Annotated in this window: 18 protein-coding genes and 2 pseudogenes; 6 read left to right on the forward strand and 14 right to left on the reverse strand. The window is 72.7% G+C overall.

What is annotated here, in order from left to right; all coding sequences use genetic code 11:
- The 3 genes and pseudogenes from B9S61_RS43325 to B9S61_RS29575 all read right to left on the reverse strand — a co-directional run.
- Nucleotides 1–1,398: pseudogene (locus B9S61_RS43325) on the reverse strand (hypothetical protein); the annotation flags it as partial.
- The gene (locus B9S61_RS43330) at nt 1,323–3,098 is read right to left on the reverse strand and encodes a hypothetical protein (RefSeq protein ID WP_308457796.1); all 1,776 of its coding nucleotides are present in this window, start codon (nt 3,096–3,098) and stop codon (nt 1,323–1,325) included. The gene B9S61_RS43330 and the pseudogene B9S61_RS43325, both read right to left, overlap by 76 nt.
- Nucleotides 3,095–3,948 (reverse strand): annotated as a pseudogene (locus tag B9S61_RS29575) (DUF4132 domain-containing protein). Before B9S61_RS29575 ends, B9S61_RS43330 begins: the two are co-directional and overlap by 4 nt.
- Before the next feature lie 351 nt (nt 3,949–4,299).
- On the opposite strand from B9S61_RS29575, the gene B9S61_RS29580 reads away from it, so the two are divergent.
- Nucleotides 4,300–4,515 carry a hypothetical protein gene (locus tag B9S61_RS29580; RefSeq protein ID WP_103544983.1) on the forward strand — a complete coding sequence of 72 codons (216 nt, stop codon included), beginning with the start codon at nt 4,300–4,302 and terminating at the stop codon, nt 4,513–4,515.
- 64 nt (nt 4,516–4,579) lie between these two features.
- Here the strand turns inward: B9S61_RS29580 and B9S61_RS29585 are convergent, their stop codons facing one another.
- The 3 genes from B9S61_RS29585 to B9S61_RS29595 all read right to left on the reverse strand — a co-directional run bounded on the left by B9S61_RS29585 (nt 4,580) and on the right by B9S61_RS29595 (nt 5,951).
- Complete coding sequence (locus B9S61_RS29585) at nt 4,580–4,966, reverse strand: VOC family protein (protein ID WP_103544984.1); 387 nt, start codon at nt 4,964–4,966, stop codon at nt 4,580–4,582.
- The gene (locus tag B9S61_RS29590; RefSeq protein WP_103544985.1) at nt 4,932–5,255 is read right to left on the reverse strand and encodes a helix-turn-helix transcriptional regulator; all 324 of its coding nucleotides are present in this window, start codon (nt 5,253–5,255) and stop codon (nt 4,932–4,934) included. Before B9S61_RS29590 ends, B9S61_RS29585 begins: the two co-directional genes overlap by 35 nt.
- 93 nt (nt 5,256–5,348) lie before the next feature.
- A complete protein-coding gene (locus tag B9S61_RS29595; protein WP_103544986.1) occupies nt 5,349–5,951 on the reverse strand; it encodes a DUF998 domain-containing protein in 603 nt (200 codons plus the stop codon).
- A gap of 175 nt (nt 5,952–6,126) precedes the next feature.
- Here B9S61_RS29595 and B9S61_RS29600 point away from each other — a divergent pair, with 175 nt between their 5' ends.
- The gene (locus tag B9S61_RS29600) at nt 6,127–6,957 is read left to right on the forward strand and encodes an alpha/beta fold hydrolase (protein ID WP_103544987.1); all 831 of its coding nucleotides are present in this window, start codon (nt 6,127–6,129) and stop codon (nt 6,955–6,957) included.
- A 91-nt stretch (nt 6,958–7,048) separates the two neighbouring features.
- On the opposite strand, the gene B9S61_RS29605 is transcribed toward B9S61_RS29600, so the two are convergent.
- The 8 genes from B9S61_RS29605 to B9S61_RS29645 form a co-directional block, all read right to left on the reverse strand.
- Entirely contained in the window at nt 7,049–9,217 is a 2,169-nt protein-coding gene (locus B9S61_RS29605) for an MMPL family transporter (RefSeq protein ID WP_103544988.1), read from the reverse strand.
- Between the two features lie 23 nt (nt 9,218–9,240).
- Nucleotides 9,241–9,789 (reverse strand): TetR/AcrR family transcriptional regulator, encoded by a 549-nt coding sequence (locus tag B9S61_RS29610; RefSeq protein WP_103544989.1) that lies wholly within the window; start codon nt 9,787–9,789, stop codon nt 9,241–9,243.
- 387 nt (nt 9,790–10,176) lie between these two features.
- Complete coding sequence (locus B9S61_RS29615) at nt 10,177–10,479, reverse strand: DUF1540 domain-containing protein (protein ID WP_219819975.1); 303 nt, start codon at nt 10,477–10,479, stop codon at nt 10,177–10,179.
- Nucleotides 10,480–10,952: 473 nt separating this feature from the next.
- Nucleotides 10,953–11,612 carry a TrkA family potassium uptake protein gene (locus B9S61_RS29625; RefSeq protein ID WP_103544991.1) on the reverse strand — a complete coding sequence of 220 codons (660 nt, stop codon included), beginning with the start codon at nt 11,610–11,612 and terminating at the stop codon, nt 10,953–10,955.
- Nucleotides 11,609–12,268, reverse strand: coding sequence for a TrkA family potassium uptake protein (locus B9S61_RS29630; RefSeq protein WP_103544992.1), 660 nt, complete (start codon nt 12,266–12,268; stop codon nt 11,609–11,611). The genes B9S61_RS29625 and B9S61_RS29630 overlap by 4 nt, the downstream gene beginning before the upstream one ends.
- The gene (locus B9S61_RS29635; protein WP_103544993.1) at nt 12,265–15,087 is read right to left on the reverse strand and encodes a cation-transporting P-type ATPase; all 2,823 of its coding nucleotides are present in this window, start codon (nt 15,085–15,087) and stop codon (nt 12,265–12,267) included. Before B9S61_RS29635 ends, B9S61_RS29630 begins: the two co-directional genes overlap by 4 nt.
- A 46-nt stretch (nt 15,088–15,133) precedes the next feature.
- A complete protein-coding gene (locus B9S61_RS29640; protein ID WP_103544994.1) occupies nt 15,134–16,006 on the reverse strand; it encodes a universal stress protein in 873 nt (290 codons plus the stop codon).
- Nucleotides 16,007–16,113: 107 nt separating this feature from the next.
- Nucleotides 16,114–16,770 carry an OsmC family protein gene (locus tag B9S61_RS29645; protein ID WP_308457797.1) on the reverse strand — a complete coding sequence of 219 codons (657 nt, stop codon included), beginning with the start codon at nt 16,768–16,770 and terminating at the stop codon, nt 16,114–16,116.
- Between the two features lie 321 nt (nt 16,771–17,091).
- On the opposite strand from B9S61_RS29645, the gene B9S61_RS29650 reads away from it, so the two are divergent.
- The 4 genes from B9S61_RS29650 (at nt 17,092) to ppdK (ending at nt 22,667) form a co-directional block, all read left to right on the forward strand.
- Nucleotides 17,092–17,781: a DUF4389 domain-containing protein gene (locus B9S61_RS29650; protein ID WP_103544995.1), complete on the forward strand. Its 690-nt coding sequence runs from the start codon at nt 17,092–17,094 to the stop codon at nt 17,779–17,781.
- A 252-nt stretch (nt 17,782–18,033) separates the two neighbouring features.
- On the forward strand, nt 18,034–18,774 hold the full coding sequence (locus B9S61_RS29655) for a CBS domain-containing protein (RefSeq protein WP_103544996.1): 741 nt from the start codon (nt 18,034–18,036) through the stop codon (nt 18,772–18,774).
- A 164-nt stretch (nt 18,775–18,938) separates the two neighbouring features.
- The gene (locus tag B9S61_RS29660) at nt 18,939–19,949 is read left to right on the forward strand and encodes a zinc-dependent alcohol dehydrogenase (RefSeq protein ID WP_103544997.1); all 1,011 of its coding nucleotides are present in this window, start codon (nt 18,939–18,941) and stop codon (nt 19,947–19,949) included.
- A 33-nt stretch (nt 19,950–19,982) separates the two neighbouring features.
- Complete coding sequence (gene ppdK, locus B9S61_RS29665; RefSeq protein WP_103544998.1) at nt 19,983–22,667, forward strand: pyruvate, phosphate dikinase; 2,685 nt, start codon at nt 19,983–19,985, stop codon at nt 22,665–22,667.
- The last annotated feature ends 160 nt before the right edge of the window (nt 22,668–22,827 follow it).

Consider the following 22,827-nt stretch of genomic DNA (forward strand, 5'->3'; position numbering starts at 1 on the left):
CCCGCCGCCCCACCAGCCGTGCTGCTCGGCGAGGCCGGCGGTCGCCTCGCGCAGCGTCTGGTCGTCGCCGTCCTCGGGGCGGTAGTCGGCGAACATGCCGACCACCCACGTCGGCTCCGTCCTGGGCCGTTCCACCGGTGGTTCGACGAACGCGGCCACGGACTCGGCGATGCGCAGCACCGCCTGCACGAGGGCGGTGACGCCGGTGAACACACGGGGCTCGGTGAGGGCGGGCAGCGCACCGGCGACGACCGGGCCCAGGACGTCCTGGGCGCTCGGGACCTGGGATTCGGCGGTCGTGGTCCGGCCGTCTCCCGCCCCGGAGGCCGCGTCCGCCCGCTTGGCCGCCGCCAACTCTGCCTGCCGCTCCGCCAGGACACGGGCCCCGGCGCGCAGCAACTCCCGGGCCCGCTCGTCGCTCAGCGCGCGCAGGGCCGCCGAAGCCTTCTCGTCGCGGGGACGCATGGCGTGCCAGAAGTCGGCCGGCGGAACGAGTGGTGTGCCGGCGGCGAACTCGCCGCCGCGCCTCAGCGGGGTCAGCCTGCCCAGTTCCCGCATGCCCTTGGTGTCGTCCGCCGCGTACAGGATGATCTGACGGTGCTGGGTGACGACGACGGGTTCGACGCCACCGGGCAGCCGCAGGGCGCCCAGCGGCATGCCGGGTATCCGGCTGTCCGCCGGCAGGGTGGCGGTACGGCCGTCCGGTGTGCCGACGGTGGTGCGGGTCCCGCCGCCCTCGCTCTCGGTGCGCACCCAGCGGCCGAGGACCGTGCCGTCGGTGCCGAACGGGCTGTCCTCCAGGCCCGGCTGCAGGGGCAGCACCGTGCAGTGCTCCTGGAGCAGGGTGGCGCCGTCGCGGATGCCGGAGCGCAGGAACGCGGGCAGTGAGGCACGGCCGTGGGTGCCGGTGGCCGGGTCGTACTCGAGCCACACCTGCCGCACTCCCTGCCGGCCCTGGCGCCAGTACGAGGTGCCGTCCCCGATGACAGGGCGGCCGGTCGGCACGACCGTGTCGCCCGCGTGCAGGGTGCGCCCGCCGGTGGCACGGCCGCCGTCCGGCACCGGGATCGAGGGCTCGCCGGCGTCGCCGCTGCTGTACCAGGCCGGGAGCTTCTCGCCGCCGAGCGGGAACACCTCGGCCGGGCGGGCCGACCAGTAGCCGTGCTGTTTCTCGCCCTCCCGCCACATGACCAGCAGTTCGCCGTCCGTGTAGCGGAACGACGGCCGTTGCCAGCGGTCCAGTTCGACCGGCAGCCGCAGGTCGTGGTCCAGCAGGATGTCCTGCGGGCCCACCACGATCGCCTTGTGCCCGCGGGCGACGATCAGGGCCGGCCAGGACTCCTGGACGGTGAGGGTGTCGTCGCCCTCGCGCCGGGTCTCGGCCTCGAGCCGGCGCACCGCCTCCTCGAGGGCGGGCCAGCCCAGTTCGTCCGGGATACCGGCGCGCAGGGTGTTGCCGAGCAGCGGCGCGACGTCGAGCGCGGCGGCCCGGGCGACGGCCTGCGGGCTGATCCGTGCGGCGACCGTACGGAAGGGACGCAGCCGCTCGAGCGCCGCGCGGGCGCCCGCCAGGCCGGCCGCGCCGTCCAGTTCGGCGGTGGCGTCGTCCAGCCACTCGCGGATACACCGGCCAGCACGGGGTGGCCGGCGATCTTGTCCAGCAGCACGGTGCCGACCCGCTGCCGGTGCAGATTGCCGACGGCGTCGTACAGCATGCGCCGGCCGTGCGGGTCCGCCGCGACGGCCGTCAGGTCACGCCGCCCGGACCCGGTGTCCTGCATCCAGCCGCCGAGACCGAGCTGGGCGCCGGTGCCCCTGGTCAGCGGAACGTCCTCCGCCACGCACAGGTCCAGCAGGTCCAGGTCGGCGACCGCGCGCCAGCGGCCGGTGAAGAGGTCCCCGGGACGGCCGTGTGCGCGAAGGCGCGGGGCCATGCGCTCCACGAGCGCGAGGGTGGCCGGCGAGCGGCCGCCGACCGGGCCGCCGTGCTTGCGGTGCAGTGACCAGCGGCTCAGCCAGTCCGCGGGGTCGACCCCGTCCGCGGACCCGGTCCCGCTCCCGCTCCCGCTCTCGCCGGTGAGCAGCCGGTCGGCGCCGGTCTCCGCGAGCAGCGCCAGCCAGAACTCGTCGTCCTTCGGGGAGCGGCGCAGCCCGGCCGGCATGATCTCCAGCAGCCGCACCCGTACGTCGGGCCGCTCCTCGGCGAGGGCGGCGAGCGTCGCCCGGTAGGTGCTCCAGAAGGACGCGGGGGCGCGCACGGCCGCGGGTGACGCGAGCAGGTCCGCGACCAGGGCGCACTCCTCGGTGACGCGGTCCAGCCCGGCCGCCTTGATCAGGGCGCGCGCGTCCTGGGGCAGGGACGCGTAGGGCGGCATGCCGGCGGCGCAGCGCTCCACGGTCAGCTGCCGGTACTGGGCCCATGCCTCGGCCGGGGTGAGCCGTGCCGCGAGGGCCTTCACATGTTCCTTGAGCGCCTTGACCGTCAGTGCCCCGGCGAAGGCGAACTCCAGGAAGACGGCCCGCTGCCGCTCCTCGTCCACCGTCAGCGCGTGTACCCGCTCCGCTTCGCGGGCCTTGCCGAAGAACGCCGCCGCGTAGGTGGTGTTCTCGTGCTGGAGGAAGACGCGGGCGGCCTGCTCGTAGAAGGTGGGCAGGAAGTGCGGCACGGCGCGGCCCAGTTGCTCGCCGAGCGCCTCGAAGCCCTCCTTGGCGGTGCCGGGGCGGGACTTGGTCTGCCTGGCGAGCCGCTCGATGTCCCTGACCAGTGCCAGGGCGTGGTGTCCGTTCGCCGGGTCGTTGACGAGCGCCCAGGCGGGGAAGCCGAGCGCTTCCCTGCGGACCTGTCCGGCCTCGGGGGTCTCCGGCTCCCGGGCGAGTCCGAGGAAGTCCAGGGCGAGGTCCTCGGCCTCACCGAGTGTGCCCGGTACCAGTCGTACGACCTTCCGCTCGTCCAGCGCGGTGCGCGTGTACGTGCGAACGGTGAGGGCGTCGGCGTCCTCCCGGTCCGTGACGCCCGGAGGGAGGACGGCGCCGGCGTCGAGCAGCGCGGCCGAGGTGGTCTCGTCGAAGGTGAACCCGTCGTATTCGTGGGTCGTCATGCCGCACGCTCCTCGTCCTCGATGTCGCGTCCGGCGTACAGCGCGGCCGCCATGCGCATGCTCTCCGACCAGGCCACCGGCCCGACCTGACCGAGCTTCAGGGCCCGGCCGGCCGCGTCGGTGAAGACGAGCGGTCCGGTCTCCGTCTCGGAGTATCCGTCGTAGTCGCCGACCCATACCCGGGCCTCGACACCGCGGCCGTCCTCCAGTACGGAGCACACGGCATGGCCGCCGCGGACGCGGTATCCCAGTTGGCTCGCGCGGCCGTGCAGGAACCTCAGCTCCTTGAACACGCCGCCCGCGTAGTCCTCGACGGAGCCGGCGTCGGCGTCGAGGGCCGCGGGCCGGTGCCACACTTCGCGGAAGAGCTGCTGGGCGCGCTGCTCGATGCCGATCTCGACGGCGAACTCGCGCAGTTCCTCGAGTTCGCCGAGCAGCACCGGGTGCGGCAGGCGCACCAGGCCGGGGGTGATCCGGACGGTGTCGCCGTCGAGGTCGACGAGGCCGAGGCCGCGCTCGGGGTCGGCGTCCCGCAGGAACCGGCGACCACGCCGTCCGCGCCCGTCACCACCATGTCGCGCAGGGCGCCCTGCCAGGATGGGTCCGGCCAGACCCGCGCCAGGACCGCGAACGGCACCGGGAGGGAGCGCACCATCCACCGCTCGACGTCGGCGAGGCACTGCCGTTCGTGCCGTTCCAGCCATTCGACGAGCTGGCGCAGCCCCACCACCGCCGGGTCTTCGGCGATCTTGGACGGTACGGACTTCAGCCGCCGTCCCGCCGCGTTGCGGCACACCACCTTGCCGTCGTCGAGGGCGACTTCATAGCCGCCGGCCGACACCCACCCCATGCGTGCCTTCTGCATCCCCACTGATCAAGTGACGGGAACTCTAGAGCAGGCATCTGACAACGGGCCGAACGCGTCGTCCGGCCGGCCCGCTTTCCCGCGGCGGTGCGGTGCCCGGGGCGCGGCTGCGGCTGCCCCGTGGCACGCCCGTGCTGTGCCTTCACGGGGCGGGACGGTGGGCCGCTTCGGCTCGGGGCCGGGTCTGTGCCGCCGGCCGGCGGAGGCGGTCCCGCGGCGCGGCCGGAGCCATCAGGGTGGTCGCAGGCCGTGTCGGACGGCCGCGTCGGTGCCCGCTGGCCATGCTGGGTCGCAACGGGCGGAGCAGGCGCCCTTCCACGCGACAAGGAGCACGGCATGCCCACGGACCCGGTCGGACGATTCCTGACGGCGCTGGACCCGGAGCACCGGCAGGCCGTCGAGGACAGACCGCGCGAGGAACAGGAACGGCTCGCGGCCGCCTGGGAGCGGGAACTGGAAGCCGACACCGACCTCGACTCGCTCGACGAGCTGTCCCCGCCGGCGGCCGAGGCCGAGGCGGCCCGCCGCGTCCTCGGTAACGAACCGGGTTAGACCCCCGTGGTCGGCGGCGGACGTGGACGGCGGCGTGGCCGGTCGTCCACTCTGCGGGTGCAGGCTACCCGCTGTGCGCGATCTGGATCAGATTGCCACAGGTGTCGTCCAGTACGGCGGTGGTGACCGGGCCCATGGTCAGCGGCTCCTGGGTGAAGACCACGCCCAGTGCGCGCAGCCGGTCGAACTCCGCCCGTACGTCGTCCACGGCGAAGGAGGCGGCCGGGATGCCGTCCTGGACCAGCGCCGTCCTGAACGGCCCGACCGCGGGGTGCCCGGAGGGCTCGAGCAGCAGTTCGGTCCCGTCGGGGTCCTCGGGGGAGACCACGGTCAGCCACCGGTCCTCACCCACGGGGACGTCGTGCTTCTTCACGAAACCCAGCATGTCGGTGTAGAAGCGCAGTGCCTTGCCCTGGTCATCGACGAAGACGCTGGTCAGGTGGATCTTCATGAGGACTCTCCGGTGTGTGGGGTGTCAGCCACCGGGTCACGATGTGCTCGAGCGGACCGGTGTTCAGATCGTGGAACCTGTAGCGGCCCTGGCGTCGTGCGACGACGAGGCCCGCGGACTCGAGTACGGCGAGGTGCTGGCTGACCGCCTGGCGGGACAGCCCCAGGCCGTACTTGGTCACCAGCCGGGTGCAGATCTCGAACAGCGTCTGGCCGTCCCGTTCCACCAGCTCATCGAGGATGCGCCGACGGGTCGGGTCGGCCAGCGCCTTGAAGACGTCGTCCGCCACGACCCCACCATAGGCAAGCAACGACTTGCCTATCAAGTCGGCGTCCGTGCTTCCACGGCCGGCCGCCGGTGGTCCATCGGCTCCGGCCGCCGCTCACCCCTGGGCCCCGCCGCCGCCCCGGCAGTGGCGGAGGCACGACGCGACGGCCACGAAGGGCCAGACCGACTGGAAGGCCGTCACGACACGTTCCGCGACACCGGCCGCACCCCGACCCTGCAACTCGATCAGGAACCACACCGCACCGGCGACCATCACGGCGGTCGCCACGAAGGCCGGCGCGGGCCGCAGGGCCCAGGGGGCGCCGCCGCCCCCGTCGGCGGCCAGGACCGGCCACACGGCCAGGAGCACGAACCCGACGAGGACCACCGAGCCGTGACGCAGGGACCCGCCACTGCTCGGCGCCGGGATCAGCGCCACCACCACAGACGCCGCTCCCCCACCGGCCAGCGCCACGCGCCCGGCGACCGCCGCCGCCCTCAGCCCCCAGGCGGTGAGGAGATGACAGACGCCCAGGGCGAAGAACGCGCCGGTCATCACCCAGAACCCCGCGGCCCCGTAGGCCGCCAGCACGCTGATCGTCTGGCTGACGGGGTCGTACCCCGCCCCCTCCAGGGACGCCGCGATCAGCCATCCCGCGATCAGCAGCACGGGCGCACACCCGGACGAGAACAGGACCCATCGGGGAACAATCGGCATCCGACAACCATAGATCCCCGAACCGTCACAAAAGAAGCTTGTACGCGTAAGCCCTGACATAGCACGGGATGAGGCCGGACGAACCAGAGCGTAGGGTGATGTCCGTGTGTCCGTCCGCGGCCTCCGGGCCACCGCGGGCGCAATCCCTTCAGCCATTCACGCGGGAGGATCAACCATGGGCACGGTCACCACTCCTGACGGCACGACCATCTTCTACAAGGACTGGGGTCCGCGTGACGCCCGGCCCATCGTCTTCCACCACGGCTGGCCACTGAGCGCCGACGACTGGGACAACCAGATGTTGTTCTTCCTCGCGCAGGGATTCCGGGTGATCGCTCACGACCGGCGCGGCCACGGCCGCTCCAGCCAGTCGGCGGCCGGCCACGAGATGGACACCTACGCCGCCGATGTGGCAGTCCTGACGGGCGAGCTCGATCTGCGGGACGCCGTGCACATCGGACACTCGACCGGCGGCGGCGAGGTCGCGCGCTACGTGGCGCGCGCCGAGCCGGGCCGGGTCGGCAAGGCGGTGCTCCTCAGCGCGGTTCCGCCGGTCATGGTCAAGTCGGAGAGCAATCCGGGCGGACTGCCGATCGAGGTCTTCGACGGATTCCGCGCGTCTCTCGCCGCCAATCGCGCGCAGTTCTACACCGAGGTGCCGTCGGGTCCGTTCTACGGCTTCAACCGGCCCGGCGCGGAAGTCTCCCAGGGCCTCATCGACAACTGGTGGCGGCAGGGCATGGCGGGGGCGGCCAACGCCCACTACGAGTGCATCAAGGCCTTCTCCGAGACCGACTTCACCGAGGACCTCGAGCAGATCGACGTCCCGGTGCTCGTCGCACACGGAACCGACGACCAGATCGTGCCGTACGCGGACTCGGCACCGCTGTCGGCCGCGCTGCTGAGGCACGGCACCCTCAAGACGTACGAGGGGTTCCCGCACGGCATGCCGGCGACCCACCCGGACGTCCTCAACCGCGACATCCTGGAGTTCGTCAAGTCGTAGGACGGCGGGACGGGGAGGAACGGAGGGAGGACGGGACCCTTGTGCGGGTTCCCGTCCTCCGGAGTGCGCTCGGGTGCGGCCGGTGCGCGGGTCAGACCGAGACGGGGGTCTTGTCGCGCGTCTCCCGGGCCGGCCGCGGGTTCAGCTTCTCGCCCTCGATGTCGAGGTCGGGCAGTACCCCGTCCACGGACCTGGGCAGCCACCACGCGGCACGGCCGAGCAGCGACATCACCGCCGGGACCAGCGTCATACGGACGACGAAGGCGTCGATGACCACGCCGACGGCGAGGGCGAACCCGATGGACTTGATGATGGGGTCGTCCATCAGGACGAAGCCTCCGAACACCGACGTCATGATGAGCGCGGCGGCCGTGACGACGCGGGCGTTGTGGCCCATGCCGCTGACCGTGGCCGCCTGTGGATCGGCACCGTGGACGAAGTCCTCGCGCATACGGGAGACGAGGAAGACCTCGTAGTCCATGGCGAGGCCGAACAGAATGCCGATGAGCAGGATCGGCAGGAAGCTCACCAGCGGGCCGGGAGTGTCGACGCCGACCTGGCCGGCGAGGTGGCCCTCCTGGAAGATGGCGACGGTGATACCGAAGGTCGCGCCCACGGTGAGCAGGAAGCCCAGCGCCGCCTTCAGCGGTACGAGGAACGACCGGAACACCAGCATGAGCAGCAGGATGGACAGGCCCACCACCAGGAGCAGATACACCGGCAGGGCGTCGGCGAGCTTCTCCGACACGTCGATGCCCAGGGCGGTCGCGCCGGTGAGGGCGATGTCGGCCCCCTCGATGTCCGTGACGCGGTCGCGGATCTCATGGACGGCGTCCTCGGTGGCCACGGCTGTCGGGCCGGCCTCGGGGATGATGGCCAGCAGGGCGGTGGTGCCCTGCTCGTTCAGCTGCGGCGGGGCCACGGTCAGGATGCCGTCGGTGTCCTTGATGAGGGCGGTGGCCTTCTCGGCGGCCGTCCCGGTGGACTGCGCGTCCGCGCCGTTGACCACGGCGACGAGACGGCCGTTGAAGCCCTCGCCGAAGCCCTCGGACGTCAGGTCGTGCGCCTCGCGGGCGGGGGAACCCTCGGCGGCGGTGCCCGCGTCCGGCAGGGCCATGCGCATGTCCTGGGCGGGGAGCGTGAGCGCGCCCAGCCCGAGGATCCCGACGACCAGGAGCGGGACACGCAGCTTGGTCACCAGCCGGCCCCAGGTGAAACCGAAGCCTTCGGCGGCCGTGCTCTTCTCCTCGCCGGTCCCGCTCGCCCGGCGCTGCTTGCGCGGCAGGATCTTCTTGCCGGCGAAGGAGAGGAAGGCGGGCAGCAGGGTGAGGGCGACCAGCACGGCGACGGCGACGGTGCCCGCCGCGGCCAGCCCCATGACCCCCAGGAAGGGGATGCCGACGACGGAGAGGCCGGCCAGGGCGATGACGACGGTGGCGCCGGCGAAGACGACGGCGGAGCCGGCGGTGCCGGTCGCACGGCCGGCGGCCTCCTCGGGCTGGTGGCCCTCGGCGAGGTACTGGCGGTAGCGGGAGGTGATGAAGAGCGAGTAGTCGATGCCGACGGCCAGCCCCAGCATCAGCGCCAGGATGGGGGCGGTGGAGGTCAGTTCGATGACGCTGGTCAGGGAGAAGAGGCCGGCCATGCCGACCGCGACGCCGATCAGCGCGTTCAGCAGGGTCATGCCGGCGGCGACCAGCGAGCCGAAGGTGACGACCAGGACCACGGCGGCGACCAGGACTCCGAGCGCCTCGGTGGAGCCGATCTCCACCTCACCGCCCATGACCTCGCCGCCGTGCTCGATCCGCAGGCCCTCGGTGTCGGCGCCGACGGCCTCGTAGGCCGACTTCTGCTCGTCGGTGACCTCGTCGACGGCCTTGTCGAACTGCACCTGGATCAGGGCGTAGCGGCCGTCCTGGGAGACGGCGCCGGTCCGGAACGGGTCCATGGCGCCGGTGACGCCGTCGATCCCGGCGGCTTCCCTCACCACGGGCGCGACCGCCGCTGGGTCCAGTTTCGCGCCCTGGGGCGCGACGACGACGATGGTGCCGGTGGCTCCGCCGGCCTGCGGGAACTGCCGGTCGAGATCGTCCAGCGCCCGCTGGGACTCGGTGCCCGGCATGGAGAACTTGTCACTGGTCGGGCTCATCAGGGTGGCGGCTCCGACACCCAGGAGGGTCAGCAGGAGCAGCCAGACCGCGGCTATTCGGCCTCTTCTGCGGAAGGAGAACCGCCCGAGCCGGTAGAGCAAGGTCGCCATGGAGGGGTCTTTCCGTCAGGGGATCAACTGGGGGTGTGGTCAAGCGTCCGCAGCGCGCTGCGGATCATCTCGGCGCGCAGCACCTCGTCCGGCGCCACCTCGCCGTCGGCGGCACTGGTGATGAAGACGGCGCCGAGCACCATCCACGCCGCCACCCGGGCCGGCGCCCGATGCGAGCGGCCGGCCAGCGCGTCCAGCAGGCCGTCCGCCAACTCCATGACGTTGAGGTCCTGGTGGCAGGACATCTCGGTGATGTCCTCGAAGAGAAGCCGGATCTCGCGGCGGAACCGCAGCGTCAGGTCGACGTATCCGACGACGGTCTCCTCCACCAGCCGACCGCCCGTCAGTCCGGCCACCCGGTCGAGCAGTTCGGCGAGGGCGTCCTGAGTCGGCGTCAGCAGTTCGGTGAGGATCTTCTCCTTGCCGGCGAAGTGGTAGAGGAGCGATGCCTTCGAGCAGCCCACGTCCGAGGCGATGTCCTGCAGTGAGGTGCCACGGAAGCCGTGCACGGAGAACAGCCGTAGTGCCGACTTGAGGATCTGCCCGCGCATGGCGGAGGCGGAGCGTGCCATTCCCCTACCGTAACTGTCCGATCGGTCAGAACTGACCGATCGGACAGCCCGGCTGCTGTGGCTTGCGTCACCCGTCCGCGGGGGCCGGCATGACGCGGCGCGGTGCGGTGGCCACCCGGCGCCCGGTCCGGCCGGCTTCCCGGGTCCTCACTCCGGCGTCACCGGCGGGTACGGCCCGCGGGACGGCCGGGGCCTCACCGTGGAGAGCCGGCACGGCCCGGTGGTGGGCACCGGGACGGTGCCGGCGCGTGCCCGGGCGGCGATCGCCGGCTCGGACCCGCGTGACCGGCCGTTCACCGGCGTGGGTGTCCCCGGGCGCCACGGCGCCCGGGGAACGGCCGACGTGCCCGTGGTCGGCGGTGTTCGCGGTGAGCCTTTCGCGCCCCCTCAGGTTCGCGCGTAGGTGAGGCAGTCGACCTGCTCGTGCTCGCTGCCGACGGTGATGGACGGGGCGTGGCACTCCAGTCCCGTGTTGTGCCGGCAGTCAGCCATCTTGCAGGCGCCGACCCTGCCGGTGACGGAAGGCTCTCCGCCCTCGATGTCCGCGCTCATGAACGTGTCGCAGACGGGGCTGTCGAGTTCTCCCACGGTGATCGCCGCGGCGTGGCAGGTGTGCTCGTGGTTGTAGGCGCAGCTCTCGGCCGCGCACTCGCTGATGACCGGCAGTTGCATGACGGGGGTGGCTGCCATGAGGGTGCCTCCTTCCTCGAGGCGTCCCACGGATCGGCCGCTGTGGACGAAGCGGTGCCAGGCGCCCTGTTCACGGCACCCGTTCATGGAACGCTCCTTTTCTGTCCACTGTGCGCGGTGACCGGTGCCGGCGCATGTCGGCGAGCGGCTCGCCCCGGCCGCGCGATCGGTCCTCCGGCAGCACGAGCGTGCGGGTCTCCCCCGGCGCGATACTCACGGCCCGGCCGGCCGGCACCACGCGGACCGGTGACTCCTCCGAGTCGGGCACCCGGATCTCCAGCCGTCCCCTCCGGCGCCGGATGCCGATGCCCCCGTGGCCGCGGGTGCCTCCGTTCGACGGCGAGCCTGCGGCAGCGCGCGGCGGTGCGGGGACGCACACCGCGTTCGTGTCCTTCACCAGGAGCGGGTGGTGCACGACGGGCCCCGGCGGGCGCCGACCGGGGCGGCGGACGGCCCGGCGTTCCCGGGGCGGTTCACTGGAACGCCGCGTGGATCTCGTGTTCGGTGGCGGAGTGCGAGACGAGCAGGAGCTCGTCGCCGGCTCGCAGGCGGACGGCGGGATCCGGCACGGTGGGCTGTCCGTCACGGACGATCGTCGCGACGACCGTCCCTTCGGGCAGCGCGATCTCGCCCAGGGCCCGGCCCACCGCTCCGGACCGCGCGGTGACGGCCGTTTCGATGACGTCGACGCCGGCCTTGCTGAGCCGCAGCAGAGCCACCGTGTCGGCGGCCCCGGTGGCCTCTTCGATGAGGGAGATCAGCGGGGTGGCGGCGGGTACGGCGATGTCGACGCCCCAGCGTGCGTCGAACAGCCAGGTGTTGTCGGCGTCGTTGACGCGTGCGGCCACGCGGGGCACCGAGAACCGCCGTTTGGCGAGCAGGGCGATGACGAGGTTGTCCTCGTCGTCTCCGGTGGTGGCGACCACCAGGTCGGCGGTCAGCGCACCGGCGTGTTCCAGGAGGGCCGGTGCGCACGCGTCCCCGGTGACGAGCGATACGCCCGGGATGCGGCCCTCCAGTTCGGCCACGCGGTCGTCGTCGGCGTCGATCAGCGTGACCTTGTTGCGGGCCGCGGAGAGCACCTGGGCGATCTGGGTACCGAGGCGTCCCGCGCCGGCGACGAGCACGTTCACGTCCCCAGCTCCTTGCCGAGAAAGGCGCGCAGCCTGCCCAGCGCGGTGGCGTCGACGGCGAAGGTGACCAGGTCGCCGGCGTGCGCGGGCGTGCTGTGCGCGGGGATGAGGGAGCGGCCCGCACGGGTGACCTCGACGACGCGGATCTCGCCGTCGACGTCGAACTCCGTCAGCCTTCTCCCGATGAGGTAGTCGGGCAGATCGGAGCGGACGAGCAGGGTCTCCCCGTTGCCGAAGGTGAGTTCGGGACTCAGGTGACGGTGGAGCAGCATCCGCTGGATCCGGTGCACGGTCCAGTGGACACCGGCGATGGTGGGGATGCCGAGTTCCCGGTAGACGTCGGCACGCCGGGGATCGTGGACGCGGGCGAGGACGATGGGCACCCGGTAGGTCTCCTTCGCGGTCCGCGCGCTGACGACGTTGCTGTTGTCGTTCGAGGTGACGGCGACGAAGGCGTCCGCGTGCTCGATACCGGCGGTCCCGAGGACCGTACGGCTGTAGCCGTTGCCCTCGTGGAAGCGGACACCCGGGCTGTCGGGCAGGCGCCGGGCCGCTCGGGGGCGGCGGTCCACGACGTCGACGTCGTGCCCTTCGGCGGCGAGCAGACCGGCGAGGGCGGAGCCCACCCGTCCGCAGCCGATGACGATGACCTTCACCGTGGGTCTCCTTTCCGGCGGCCCGCGCGGCGGCGCAGCCACCCCTTACGGGCCTCGTCCGCGAGCAGGGGCAGGGTGCCGAGCCCGGCCAGGACCGCCCAGTCGGCGGCGTCGAGCGGGGCGGTGTTGAAGACGGTCTGCAGTGGCGGCAGATAGCTGATCGCGGCCATGAGGGCGACGCCGAAGCCACCCGCCGCCAGCAGGGCCGGATTGGAGAGCAGCCCTGCCTTCAGGATGCTCTGGCGGTCGGTGCGTACCGCGAGCGAGACGAAGAACTGGCTGAGCACGATCCCGCCCTGGGCCAGCGTGACGGCCTCCCGGTAGACGGGGTGGTCCTCGGTGAAGTCGTCGAACGGGACGCCGGAGGAGTGGATGTGCCAGAAGAACACGGCGCACACGCCGAGGGCCTGGATCCCGCCCAGGAACAGGATGCGTCCCACCACTCCCGCCGAGAACAGCCGCTCGCGCCGGGAGCGCGGCGGGCGGTCCATCACGTCGGCTTCGGGCCCTTCCGCGCCGAGCGCCAGAGCGGGCATCACGTCCGAGCCCAGGTCGATCGCCAGGATCTGCACCGCGCTGAGCGGCACCAGGGGGAATCCGGCGAACGTCGCCACGAGGATCGGGCCGAGTTCGCCGATGTTGCTGCTGAAGACGTAGATCAGGAACTTGCGGATGTTCTGGTAGACGGACCTGCCGAGCCGCACCGCCGTCGCGATGGACGCGAAGGAGTCGTCCAGCAGCACCATGGAGGCCGCCTCCCGGGCGACGTCGGTGCCCGACGCGCCCATGGCCACGCCGATGTCCGCGTGCTTGAGCGCCGGGGCGTCGTTCGCCCCGTCCCCGGTGACCGCCACCACCTCGCCGCGCCGCTGGAAGGCGGTGACCACGCGCATCTTGTGCTCCGGGCTGACCCGGCACAGCAGCAGCTCGGACGGTTCGGCGAGGAGCGAGTCGAGCGCCTCGCCGTCCATCGCGTCGAGCCGGGCACCGGTCACCACGACCGGATCCGGCCGCCGTACGATCCCCACCCGGCGGGCCACGGCCTCGCCGGTCAGCGGGTGGTCGCCGGTGACCATGACGACCCGGATGCCGGCCCGGCGGCAGGCGGCGACCGCGTCGGTGACCTCCGGACGCGGCGGGTCCAGCATGCCGACGAGTCCCAGCAGCGTCAGACCCGACTCGGCCTCCTCCTGCGGCGGGCGGGGCCCGTCCAGCGCGCGCCGCGCGACGGCCAGCACCCTCAGCCCCTGCGACGCCAGTTCGTCGCTCGCCGTGCGGACCGCCGCCCGGTCCGTTTCGGTCAGCGGTCCGCGCCGCCCGTCCCACTCCACGTCGGCGCATCGCGCCAGCAGCTCTCCGGGGGCTCCTTTGACGCATGCCTGGTAGCCCGCGCCGGTCCTGTGCACCGTGGTCATCAGCTTGCGGTCCGAGTCGAAGGGGAACTCCGTCACCCGCGGAGCGGCCGCCTCCTCCGCGCCCGTGTCCAGACCGGCCTTGGCCGCGACGACGAGCAGCGCCCCCTCCGTGGTGTCGCCGAGCACCCGCCAGTGCTCCCGGGAGCCGGTGGGCGGAACCAGGCGGGCGTCACAGCACAGGCCCGCCACCCGCAGCAGCTCGCGCACCGGCGCGGCGTCGGCGACCTCACCGCTCGGCTCGTACCCCACACCGCTCACGGGGTGCGGCACGCCTCCCGCCCACACGCGGGTGACGGTCATCTCCGCCTGGGTGAGCGTCCCGGTCTTGTCCGTGCACACGACGGTGGTCGACCCGAGTGCCTCCACCGCCAGCAGTTGTTTGATCAGGGCGTGACGGCGTGCCATCCGCCGTACCCCGATCGACAGGGACACCGAGAGGGTCGCGGGCAGCCCTTCCGGCACCAGCGCCACCATCACACCGAGTGCGAAGACGAACAGGGTCACCACGGACTCGCCGGTGGGCAGCCGCACGGCGAACATCAGGGCGCCGATCGCCAGGGCGGCCCCTGCCACCCGGCGGGCCATGGAGGCGACCTGGAGCTGCAGCGGGGTCTTCTGCCGCGGGGCGGCCGCGGCCAGCCGGTAGATCCGCCCGAACTCGGTGGCCGCGCCGGAGGCGAAGACCACGGCCCGTCCGGCCCCGGCGACGACGTCGGTTCCCATGAAGACACAGTTGCGGGCCTCCAGCGGCGCTCCGGACGCCACCGGATCGGCGGCGCGGCCCACGGCGTTGCTCTCCCCGGTCAGCGGCGCGTTGTTCACGGCCAGCCCGTGGGCTTCGACCACCCGGCAGTCCGCCGGCACCGCGTCGCCGGCCTCCAGCACCACGACGTCTCCCGGTACCACGTCCCGCGCCGGGACCTCCAGCCGCTCACCGCCGCGCAGTACGCGGCAGGCGCGGGGCACCATCGCCTCCAGCGCCTGGGCGGTCCGCTCCGCCGAGTACTCCTGAGCGAAGCCGATCGCGGCGTTCAGCACCACGACGCCCAGGATCGCCACCGCCAGCTGCACGGTGCCCGCGTCCCGCGGCTCCTCCAGCCCGTACGCCAGAAAGGTGATCCCCGAGGCGATGACCAGCACCACGGCGAAGAGGTCCGTGAACTGCGCCGCCAGCTGGCGCCAGACGGGGCGGCGCCCCGCACGGGGCAGTTCGTTGGCGCCGTACTCCTCCAGCCTGGCCCGGGCCTGCGCTCCGGGCAGCCCGCGTGGTGAGGTGCCCAGCACGGCGAAGACCTCACCGGCGGGGAGTTCCGGTACCGGGGGGCGCGGACCGGAAGAGGACGCGGCGCCGGCGGGCCCGGTCTTCCCTCCACCCGGTGTCGCCGGGTGCGACCCGCTGTCCATCAACCGTCCCCGTACGGTGTCGGTGGCTGCCGCGCCGTCCGCCGCCTCACGTCGGGACCGTGATCACGGGGCAGTGGGCGTGGTGCAGTACTCCCTGGCTCACCGAGCCGAGGAGCATGCCGGTGAATCCGCCGCGGCCCCGGGTTCCGACGACCAGGCCCAGAGCGTGCTGCGAGGCATGTGTCAGGACCTGTACCGGATGGCCACGGACGACTTCGTGGTGCAGTTCCACGTCCGGGTGTGCCGCGGTGCGGCCCGCGACCGTCTCCGACAGCACGCGGCGGCTCTCCTGCACCGCCGCGTTCTCGTCCAGGACACCGAGGACGGGCGCATGCCACACGTAGAGCGCCCGCAGCTGCGCTCCGCGCAGGGCAGCCGCCTCGAACGCCACGTCCACCGCCGCGGCCGCGTGCTCACTGCCGTCGACGCCGACCACGAAGTACGCGGGCTGCTGAGTGGTGTGCTCCGGCTCCCGTACGACCACGACCGGGCAGGGAGCGTGGGCGGTGAGCGGAAGGGCCACGGAGGCGGAGGAGAACGAGCCACGCCGTCTGCTCAGGTGCCAGGAACCCACCACCACCAGGGAGGCGTTCCGTGCCTCCTCGCGCAGGACCCAGGCCGGCTCTCCTTCCGCCAGCAGCGTCGACACCTCCACCGCCGGCTGCCAGGACTCCACGAAGGAGACCGCGTCGTCGAGCACCTGATCACCCAGGCCGTGCAGCGCCCGGTTCCACTCCTCCCAGGACGGCCGCACCTCCCCCGTCCGGTATCCACCGGTGGGCGTGCCCTGAGCGTGGACGATCCGGAGCGGCAACCCACGCCGGTGTGCTTCGTCGGCGGCCCAGGCGAGTGCCGGCCGTTTCGACGGATCGGGATCGACGCCCACCACGATCGGCCGACGCCCGTCCGCACCAGTCATGACACCTCCAGAAGATCTCCGCACCGTTCGTTCTCCGTCTCTCCAGCCTCGCCTCGGACGCCGGGGCGCGCCACGCCACTCCGGCCGGGCACACGCCCGGCCGGTGGTCAGCCGGGGCCCGGTCCGGGCTCCGGGGCCGTCTCGCCGGCGGGGGCACCGCGGACTTCCAGTTCGATCTCCGGGGCCCGGGCCAGTGTGTTGGTCACCGTGCAGTGCGAGACCACCGCCCGCAGGGCGGGGAGTCGTTGCGGCGGCAGGGTCGGGGCCACGACGGTCAGGGAGAGGGCGGCGACGCGGGCGGGCCGGTCGTCGGCCATGCGGAACTCCGCGCGGACGGACAGCCCGTCCCGGCCGGCCCCGTGGCGGTCCAGGAAGCGCCCCGCGTAGTGCGCCGCGCAGGAGGCGACCGCCGCCACGAAGAGTTCCACGGGCGTGGGTGCGGTGTCGTCGCCTCCGTCGGACAGCGGCTGGTCCACGGTGAGGACGTGGCCGCGCACCCGTATCTCGAACGAGTCGCCCGCTATCGGCACCACCTCGGCCGCTCCGGAGGGTGCGGCGGGTACCGGATCGACGGCGGCGGCCTGGAAGAGCAGCAGCCCGGCGAGGTGCCGGGCCTCCTCGACGGTGAGGGAGGCCCACAGCTCGCCCTCGTCATGGGGCACGAAGGACGTGTCCATCACGACCCGTCCCATGTGGGCGGGCAGTCCCGGCGGTGCGAAGCGGGTGACGTCGATGGTGCGGCCACAGTGCGTTCGGATCTTCATATCGGGCCTCCGTTGTCGTCGGCTTCCCCCGCGACGGCCGGACACGTCCAGTTCACCGCCGTACCGCAGGCGGTGTCTGGGGCCGAACGGCCCCTGCCGTGTCCCCGGGGTCCCGGTGACGGAAGAGGGCCGTTCCTCCGGGACCCGGAGCTCCGTCCGCCGGACGCACCCTCGGCCGGCCGCCGACGGCCACCCGTCCCCGGCTCCGTGCCCCGCTCAGCACATGCGCCGTCCAGCGGTTCCACGGACGCTGGAACCAGGAAAGGACGACCACGCACCACGGTTCGTGATCGTCACCGGATTCCGAAGGGACCGGTCACCATGAGCACAGACTTCACAGACCCGGCCGTGCGGCCGCCCGGTCCGGGGACGCCGAAGGGCCACCCGGCCCGGCTGACGGCGGAACTCGACACACCGCTGTCCCGCTGGCTGTGGCTGGTCAAATGGCTGCTCGCCCTCCCCCACTATGTCGTCCTGTTCTTCCTGTGGGTGGCGTTCACGGGGGTGAGCGTGGTGGCCTTCTTCGCGATTCTCTTCACCGGCCGCTACCCACGGCCCCTGTTCGACTTCAGCACCGGCGTGCTGCGGTGGAACTGGCGCGTGGCGTACTACGCCTACGGGGCCCTGGGCACCGACCGCTATCCGCCGTTCACCCTCGCCGACGTCCCCGACTACCCGGCCCACCGGGATCTCCCGTACCCCGGGGAACTCTCCCGCGGCCTCGTCCTCGTGAAGTGGTGGCTGCTGGCCGTCCCGCACTACCTGGTCCTGGCATTCTTCCTCGGTGGTGCCCGGCTGGCCTGGTTCTCGGGCGGCCTCATCGGACTGCTCGCCCTGTTCGCCGGCATCGCGCTGGCGTTCACCGGGCTCTACCCGCGCGGGCTGTTCGACCTGCTGCTCGGGCTGAACCGCTGGGTGATGCGGGTGGCCGCCTACTCGGCCCTGCTCACCGACGTGTATCCGCCGTTCCGTCTCGACCAGGGCGGCCGGGAACCGGAGGCGTCACCCTGACCGCCGTCCTTGTCCCGTTCCTCCGGTTCACGCACGGTCCCACCGACCCGCGGGTGTGACTCGCCTCCCGGCCGGCGCCTCCCCTCCTGCTGCCTGCCGGGGCACCGAGGGCCGGTCGGCCTCCTGCCGGTACCCGCTCAGTCCCTGGCCCCGGCAGGCGGTACGACGGACGCTGAAGTCGCGGGCAACCGTGGGGGTTTCACATCGAACCCGCCCACGGGGCCCTCACTCAGCGTTGAAGGAGGAGGAGCGATGAAGGTCACCAGCATCGGCGCCGTCATGACCGCGGATGTCGTCACCGCCGAGTACGGCACGCCCTTCAAGGAAGTGGTGCGCAGGCTCGGGAACCACGGCATCAGCGGCCTCCCGGTGATCGACGAGGACGACAAGGTCATCGGCGTGATCTCCGAAACGGACCTCGTGCTCCGCCAGGCCCTCACGCCCGAGCCCGGCCGTACGTCCGGACGGTGGACGGACCGGCTGCGGGGACTGAGCCGCCGCGTCCGCCGGGAAACGGCCAAGAGCCGGGCCCGGACGGCGGGCGGCGTGATGTCGGCACCCGCCGTCACCGTCCGGGCCGACGCCGGGGTCACCGAGGCCGCACGGCTCATGACCGAGCACCGCATCGAACGGCTGCCGGTGGTGGACGAGGCGGACCGGCTCGTCGGCATCGTCACCCGGCGCGACCTGCTCCAGATCTTCCTGCGTACCGACGAGGGCCTCGAGCGCGAGGTGCGGGAGGAGGTCCTCCGCAACGCGCTGTGGCTGGCGCCGCAGGCCGTCACGGTCGCCGTCGAGGACGGCGTGGTCACCCTCTCCGGTCAGCTGGAGCGGCGCAGCGACATCACCATCGCCGTCGCCATGACGGGGCGCGTCGACGGCGTGGTCGCCGTCGTCGACCGGCTGACGTACCGGATCGACGACACCCACGTGCGCCCGGCCGACCAGGCCGTCCTGCACGGCGTCACGCACGACTGGGCGCACCGGTTCTGAGCCGGCGCCGCACCCGGCGGGTCCTGCCGTCCCCGCGACCCGTTCGGGAGATCCCCGAGTGGGGCCGACAGGTCCTCCCGCGGGGTCGTACCGCACCTGCCGCCGCGCCGGGCGGGGACCGGCACAGGCGACGCACCGTACCGACGGAATGTGAGGAGCATGTCATGAGGGCAGCAGTCGTCCGGTCCTTCGGCGAACCCCTGGTGATCGAGGACCGTCCGGACCCGGAGCCCGGCCCCGGTCAGGTCCGTGTCCGCCTCGAGGCGTCCGGGCTGTGCCACACCGACATCCACGCCGCGCACGGTGACTGGCCGGTCAGGCCCAGCCCGCCGTTCGTGCCCGGCCACGAGGGCGTCGGCATCGTCGAGGCGCTCGGGGACGGTGTGAGTCACCTGTCTGTCGGGCAGCGGGTCGCCGTCCCGTGGCTGGGCTGGGCCTGCGGACGGTGTGAGCACTGCCTGTCGGGCTGGGAGACGCTGTGCGAGCGGCAGCAGAACACCGGCTACAGCGTGAACGGCGGGTACGCCGAGAAGATGCTCGCCTCCGCCGGCTTCGCCGCCCCGGTCCCCGACGGCATCGACCCGCGCGACGCGGCCCCGCTGACCTGCGCGGGCGTGACGACGTACAAGGCGCTGAAGGTCGCCGGCGTCCGCCCGACCCAGCTGGTGGCGATCTCCGGCATCGGTGGCCCCGGTCATCTGGCCGTGCAGTACGCGAAGATCGCCGGAGCCACTGTCGCCGCGATCGACGTCACCGACGACAAGCTCGAACTCGCCCGCGAACTGGGCGCGGACATCGTCATCGACGCGCGCGTGGAGGACCCCGCCGACGTGCTCAAGCGGCACGGCGGCGCCCACGCGGCGATCGCGCTGGCCGTGAACGCGCAGGCGTTCGCCGCCGTGTACGGCGGTCTGCGGCGTGGCGGCAAGCTGGTCATGGTGGCGCTGCCGGCCGGTGGGACGATCCAGGTCCCGATCTTCGACACCGTGCTGAACGGCACCGGCGTCATCGGTTCGATCGTGGGGACCCGGAAGGATCTGGACGAGGTGTTCCAGCTGCACGCCGCCGGGCGTACCCGGGTGATCTACGAGACCCGGCCCCTGCACACCGTGAACGAGTCCATCGCCGAGGTACTGAACGGGCAGGTCAAGGCGCGCATCGTCTTCGAGATGTGACCTGGCAACACAGCCGGAAGGAAGGGCACCGCCATGGTCCGTTACGTGTACGCGTTCACCGAGGGCGGCCGGGAGATGGCCGGGCTGCTCGGTGGCAAGGGCGCCAATCTGGCCGAGATGACCCGTCTGGGCCTGCCGGTACCGCCCGGCTTCACGGTCACCACCGAGGCCTGCCGGACGTTCCTCACCACCGGCGGCGAACCGGCCGGCCTCGCCCGCGAGATCTCGGATCATCTGTCGCGGCTGGAGGAGGCGGCGGGCAGGCGCCTGGGGCAGCCGGACGATCCGCTGCTGCTGTCCGTGCGGTCCGGGGCCCGGTTCTCCATGCCCGGCATGATGGAGACCGTCCTGGACGTCGGCCTCAACGACGACTCGGTGCTGGGTCTGGCGAAGTCCTCCGGCAACGAGCGTTTCGCCTGGGACTCCTACCGTCGGCTCGTGCAGATGTTCGGCAGCACCGTCCTGGGGGTCGACGGTGCCCTGTTCGAGGAGGCCATGGCCGGCCTCAAGCGGGACCGCGGCGCGGCCGACGACCTGGGGCTCGACGCGGCCGATCTGGCCGGACTGGTCGAGGCGTACAAGGAGCTGATCCGCCGGGAGGCCGGAGAGTCCTTCCCGCAGTCCCCGGCCGAGCAGCTGCAGCGGGCGGTGCTGGCCGTCTTCCGGTCGTGGAACGGCGAACGCGCGCGCCTGTACCGCCGGCGTGAGCACATCCCCGACGACCTCGGCACCGCGGTCAACGTGCAGCGCATGGTCTTCGGCAACCTCGGCTCCGACTCCGGCAGCGGCGTGGCCTTCACCCGCGATCCGGCCACCGGCCGGACCGGCGTGTACGGCGACTACCTCGCCGACGCGCAGGGCGAGGACGTCGTCGCCGGCATCCGCAACACCGTGCCGCTGGAGGAACTCGGCCGGCTGAACCCCGCGGCGTTCGACCGGCTGCGCGACCACATGGCGACCCTGGAGGCGCACTACCGGGACCTGTGCGACATCGAGTTCACCGTCGAGCGCGGCCGGTTGTGGATGCTGCAGACCCGGGTCGGCAAGCGCACCGCCGAGGCCGCCTTCACCATCGCCGCCGAGTTGGCGGACGAGGGCCTCATCACCGCCGACGAAGGGCTGGCCCGGGTCGGCGGGGACGGACTGGCCCGGCTGATGTTCCCCCGGTTCGACACCTCCGCCGTCGGTGACCCGCTCGCGCACGGCATCCCGGCTTCTCCCGGGGCCGCCGTGGGCGCCGCGGTGTTCGACTCCGCCGAGGCCGTCCGTCGGGCCGCCGCCGGAGAGAAGGTCGTCCTCGTGCGCGAGGAGACCACTCCGGACGACCTGCCCGGCATGGTCGCCGCCCAGGCCGTGCTCACCAGCCGCGGCGGCAAGACCAGTCATGCGGCCGTGGTCGCCCGCGGCATGGGCAAGGTGTGCGTGTGCGGCGCCGAGGAGATCACCGTCGACCTGCGGCGACGGCGGTTCACCGCCGGCGGGACCACCGTGGAGGAGGGCACGGTCGTCTCCGTGGACGGCTCCGAAGGCGCCGTGTATCCGGGGGCGGCGCCGCTGGCCGACTCCGCCGTCATGCGGTACTTCGAGACCGGCGAGCACGCGGACGGTCTGGTGGACGCCGTGGCCCGCGCCATGGAGCACGCCGACGGCGTGCGCCGTCTGGGGGTCAGGGCGAACGCCGACACCCCAGGGGACGCCGCCCGGGCCCGCCGGTTCGGGGCGGCGGGCATCGGCCTGTGCCGTACGGAACACATGTTCCTCGGCGACCGCAGGCAACTGGTCGAGGCGATGATCCTGGCCGGTACCGACGCGGAGCGGGACCGCGCCCTGGGCGCGCTGCTGCCGCTGCAACGGCGGGACTTCGCCGGGATCCTGGAGGCGATGGACGGCCTGCCGGTCACCATCCGCCTCCTCGACCCGCCGCTGCACGAGTTCCTGCCCGACCGCACCGAACTCGCCGTACGCCTCGCCGCCGCCGAGGCACACGGCAGCCCGCCCAGCGCGCACGACGCCGAACTGCTCGACGCCGTCAACCGCATGCACGAGGAGAACCCGATGCTGGGGCTGCGCGGCGTGCGCCTCGGCCTGGTGGCTCCGGGACTGGTCGCCATGCAGGTGCGGGCGATCGCCGAGGCCGTCGTGGAACGCAGGCGGGCGGGCGGGGATCCGCGGGCGGAGATCATGGTGCCGCTGATCGACACCGTCGAGGAGCTGCGCCTGGTGCGCGAGGAGGTCGAGCGGGTCCTGGCCGATGTCTCCGCGGAGTCCGGGGTGGGCGTGGAATGCCCGATCGGCACGATGATCGAGCTGCCGAGGGCCGCGCTCACGGCGGGCAGGATCGCCGAGGAGGCCCGGTTCTTCTCCTTCGGCACCAACGACCTGACCCAGACCACCTGGGGCTTCTCCCGCGACGATGTCGAGGCGGCGTTCTTCTCGGCCTACCTCGACAAGGGCATCTTCAAGGTGTCCCCGTTCGAGACGATCGACCGGGAGGGCGTGGGGCGGCTGGTGGAGATCGCGGTCGCCGAGGGCCGCGCCGCCCGGCCCGGCCTGAAGATCGGCGTCTGCGGCGAGCACGGCGGGGACCCGGAGTCGGTGCACTTCTTCCACTCCGCCGGGCTCGACTACGTCTCCTGCTCTCCCTTCCGTGTCCCGGTCGCACGTCTGGAGGCCGGCCGGGCCGCGCTCCCCGGGACGGAGACCGGCGACGGCAGATGAGGCGGAAGCCGGCCGGCACGCTCCCCGGCCGCGAGCGGCGGACCGGGAGCGCGGTCCGGGGACCGGACCGACGCGCCATCGGACACACCGGTCCCGGCCGGCCCGTGACGACGACGGCCGACGCCGTCGCGCTTGCGTCGTGGAACGCCATCCCGTCGTC

The organism is Streptomyces sp. SM1 (genome assembly GCF_002910825.1).
Lineage (GTDB): Bacteria > Actinomycetota > Actinomycetes > Streptomycetales > Streptomycetaceae > Streptomyces > Streptomyces okerensis.

Bases quoted from the DNA above. Each gene is read 5' to 3' on its own strand.
- B9S61_RS43330 (WP_308457796.1), bottom strand. From the start codon at position 3,098: ATGACGACCCACGAATACGACGGGTTCACCTTCGACGAGACCACCTCG.
- B9S61_RS29580 (WP_103544983.1), top strand. From the start codon at position 4,300: ATGCCCACGGACCCGGTCGGACGATTCCTGACGGCGCTGGACCCGGAG.
- B9S61_RS29585 (WP_103544984.1), bottom strand. From the start codon at position 4,966: ATGAAGATCCACCTGACCAGCGTCTTCGTCGATGACCAGGGCAAGGCA.
- B9S61_RS29595 (WP_103544986.1), bottom strand. From the start codon at position 5,951: ATGCCGATTGTTCCCCGATGGGTCCTGTTCTCGTCCGGGTGTGCGCCC.
- B9S61_RS29600 (WP_103544987.1), top strand. From the start codon at position 6,127: ATGGGCACGGTCACCACTCCTGACGGCACGACCATCTTCTACAAGGAC.
- B9S61_RS29605 (WP_103544988.1), bottom strand. From the start codon at position 9,217: ATGGCGACCTTGCTCTACCGGCTCGGGCGGTTCTCCTTCCGCAGAAGA.
- B9S61_RS29610 (WP_103544989.1), bottom strand. From the start codon at position 9,789: ATGGCACGCTCCGCCTCCGCCATGCGCGGGCAGATCCTCAAGTCGGCA.
- B9S61_RS29615 (WP_219819975.1), bottom strand. From the start codon at position 10,479: ATGGCAGCCACCCCCGTCATGCAACTGCCGGTCATCAGCGAGTGCGCG.
- B9S61_RS29635 (WP_103544993.1), bottom strand. From the start codon at position 15,087: ATGGACAGCGGGTCGCACCCGGCGACACCGGGTGGAGGGAAGACCGGG.
- B9S61_RS29640 (WP_103544994.1), bottom strand. From the start codon at position 16,006: ATGACTGGTGCGGACGGGCGTCGGCCGATCGTGGTGGGCGTCGATCCC.
- B9S61_RS29645 (WP_308457797.1), bottom strand. From the start codon at position 16,770: ATGAAGATCCGAACGCACTGTGGCCGCACCATCGACGTCACCCGCTTC.
- B9S61_RS29650 (WP_103544995.1), top strand. From the start codon at position 17,092: ATGAGCACAGACTTCACAGACCCGGCCGTGCGGCCGCCCGGTCCGGGG.
- B9S61_RS29655 (WP_103544996.1), top strand. From the start codon at position 18,034: ATGAAGGTCACCAGCATCGGCGCCGTCATGACCGCGGATGTCGTCACC.
- B9S61_RS29660 (WP_103544997.1), top strand. From the start codon at position 18,939: ATGAGGGCAGCAGTCGTCCGGTCCTTCGGCGAACCCCTGGTGATCGAG.
- ppdK (WP_103544998.1), top strand. From the start codon at position 19,983: ATGGTCCGTTACGTGTACGCGTTCACCGAGGGCGGCCGGGAGATGGCC.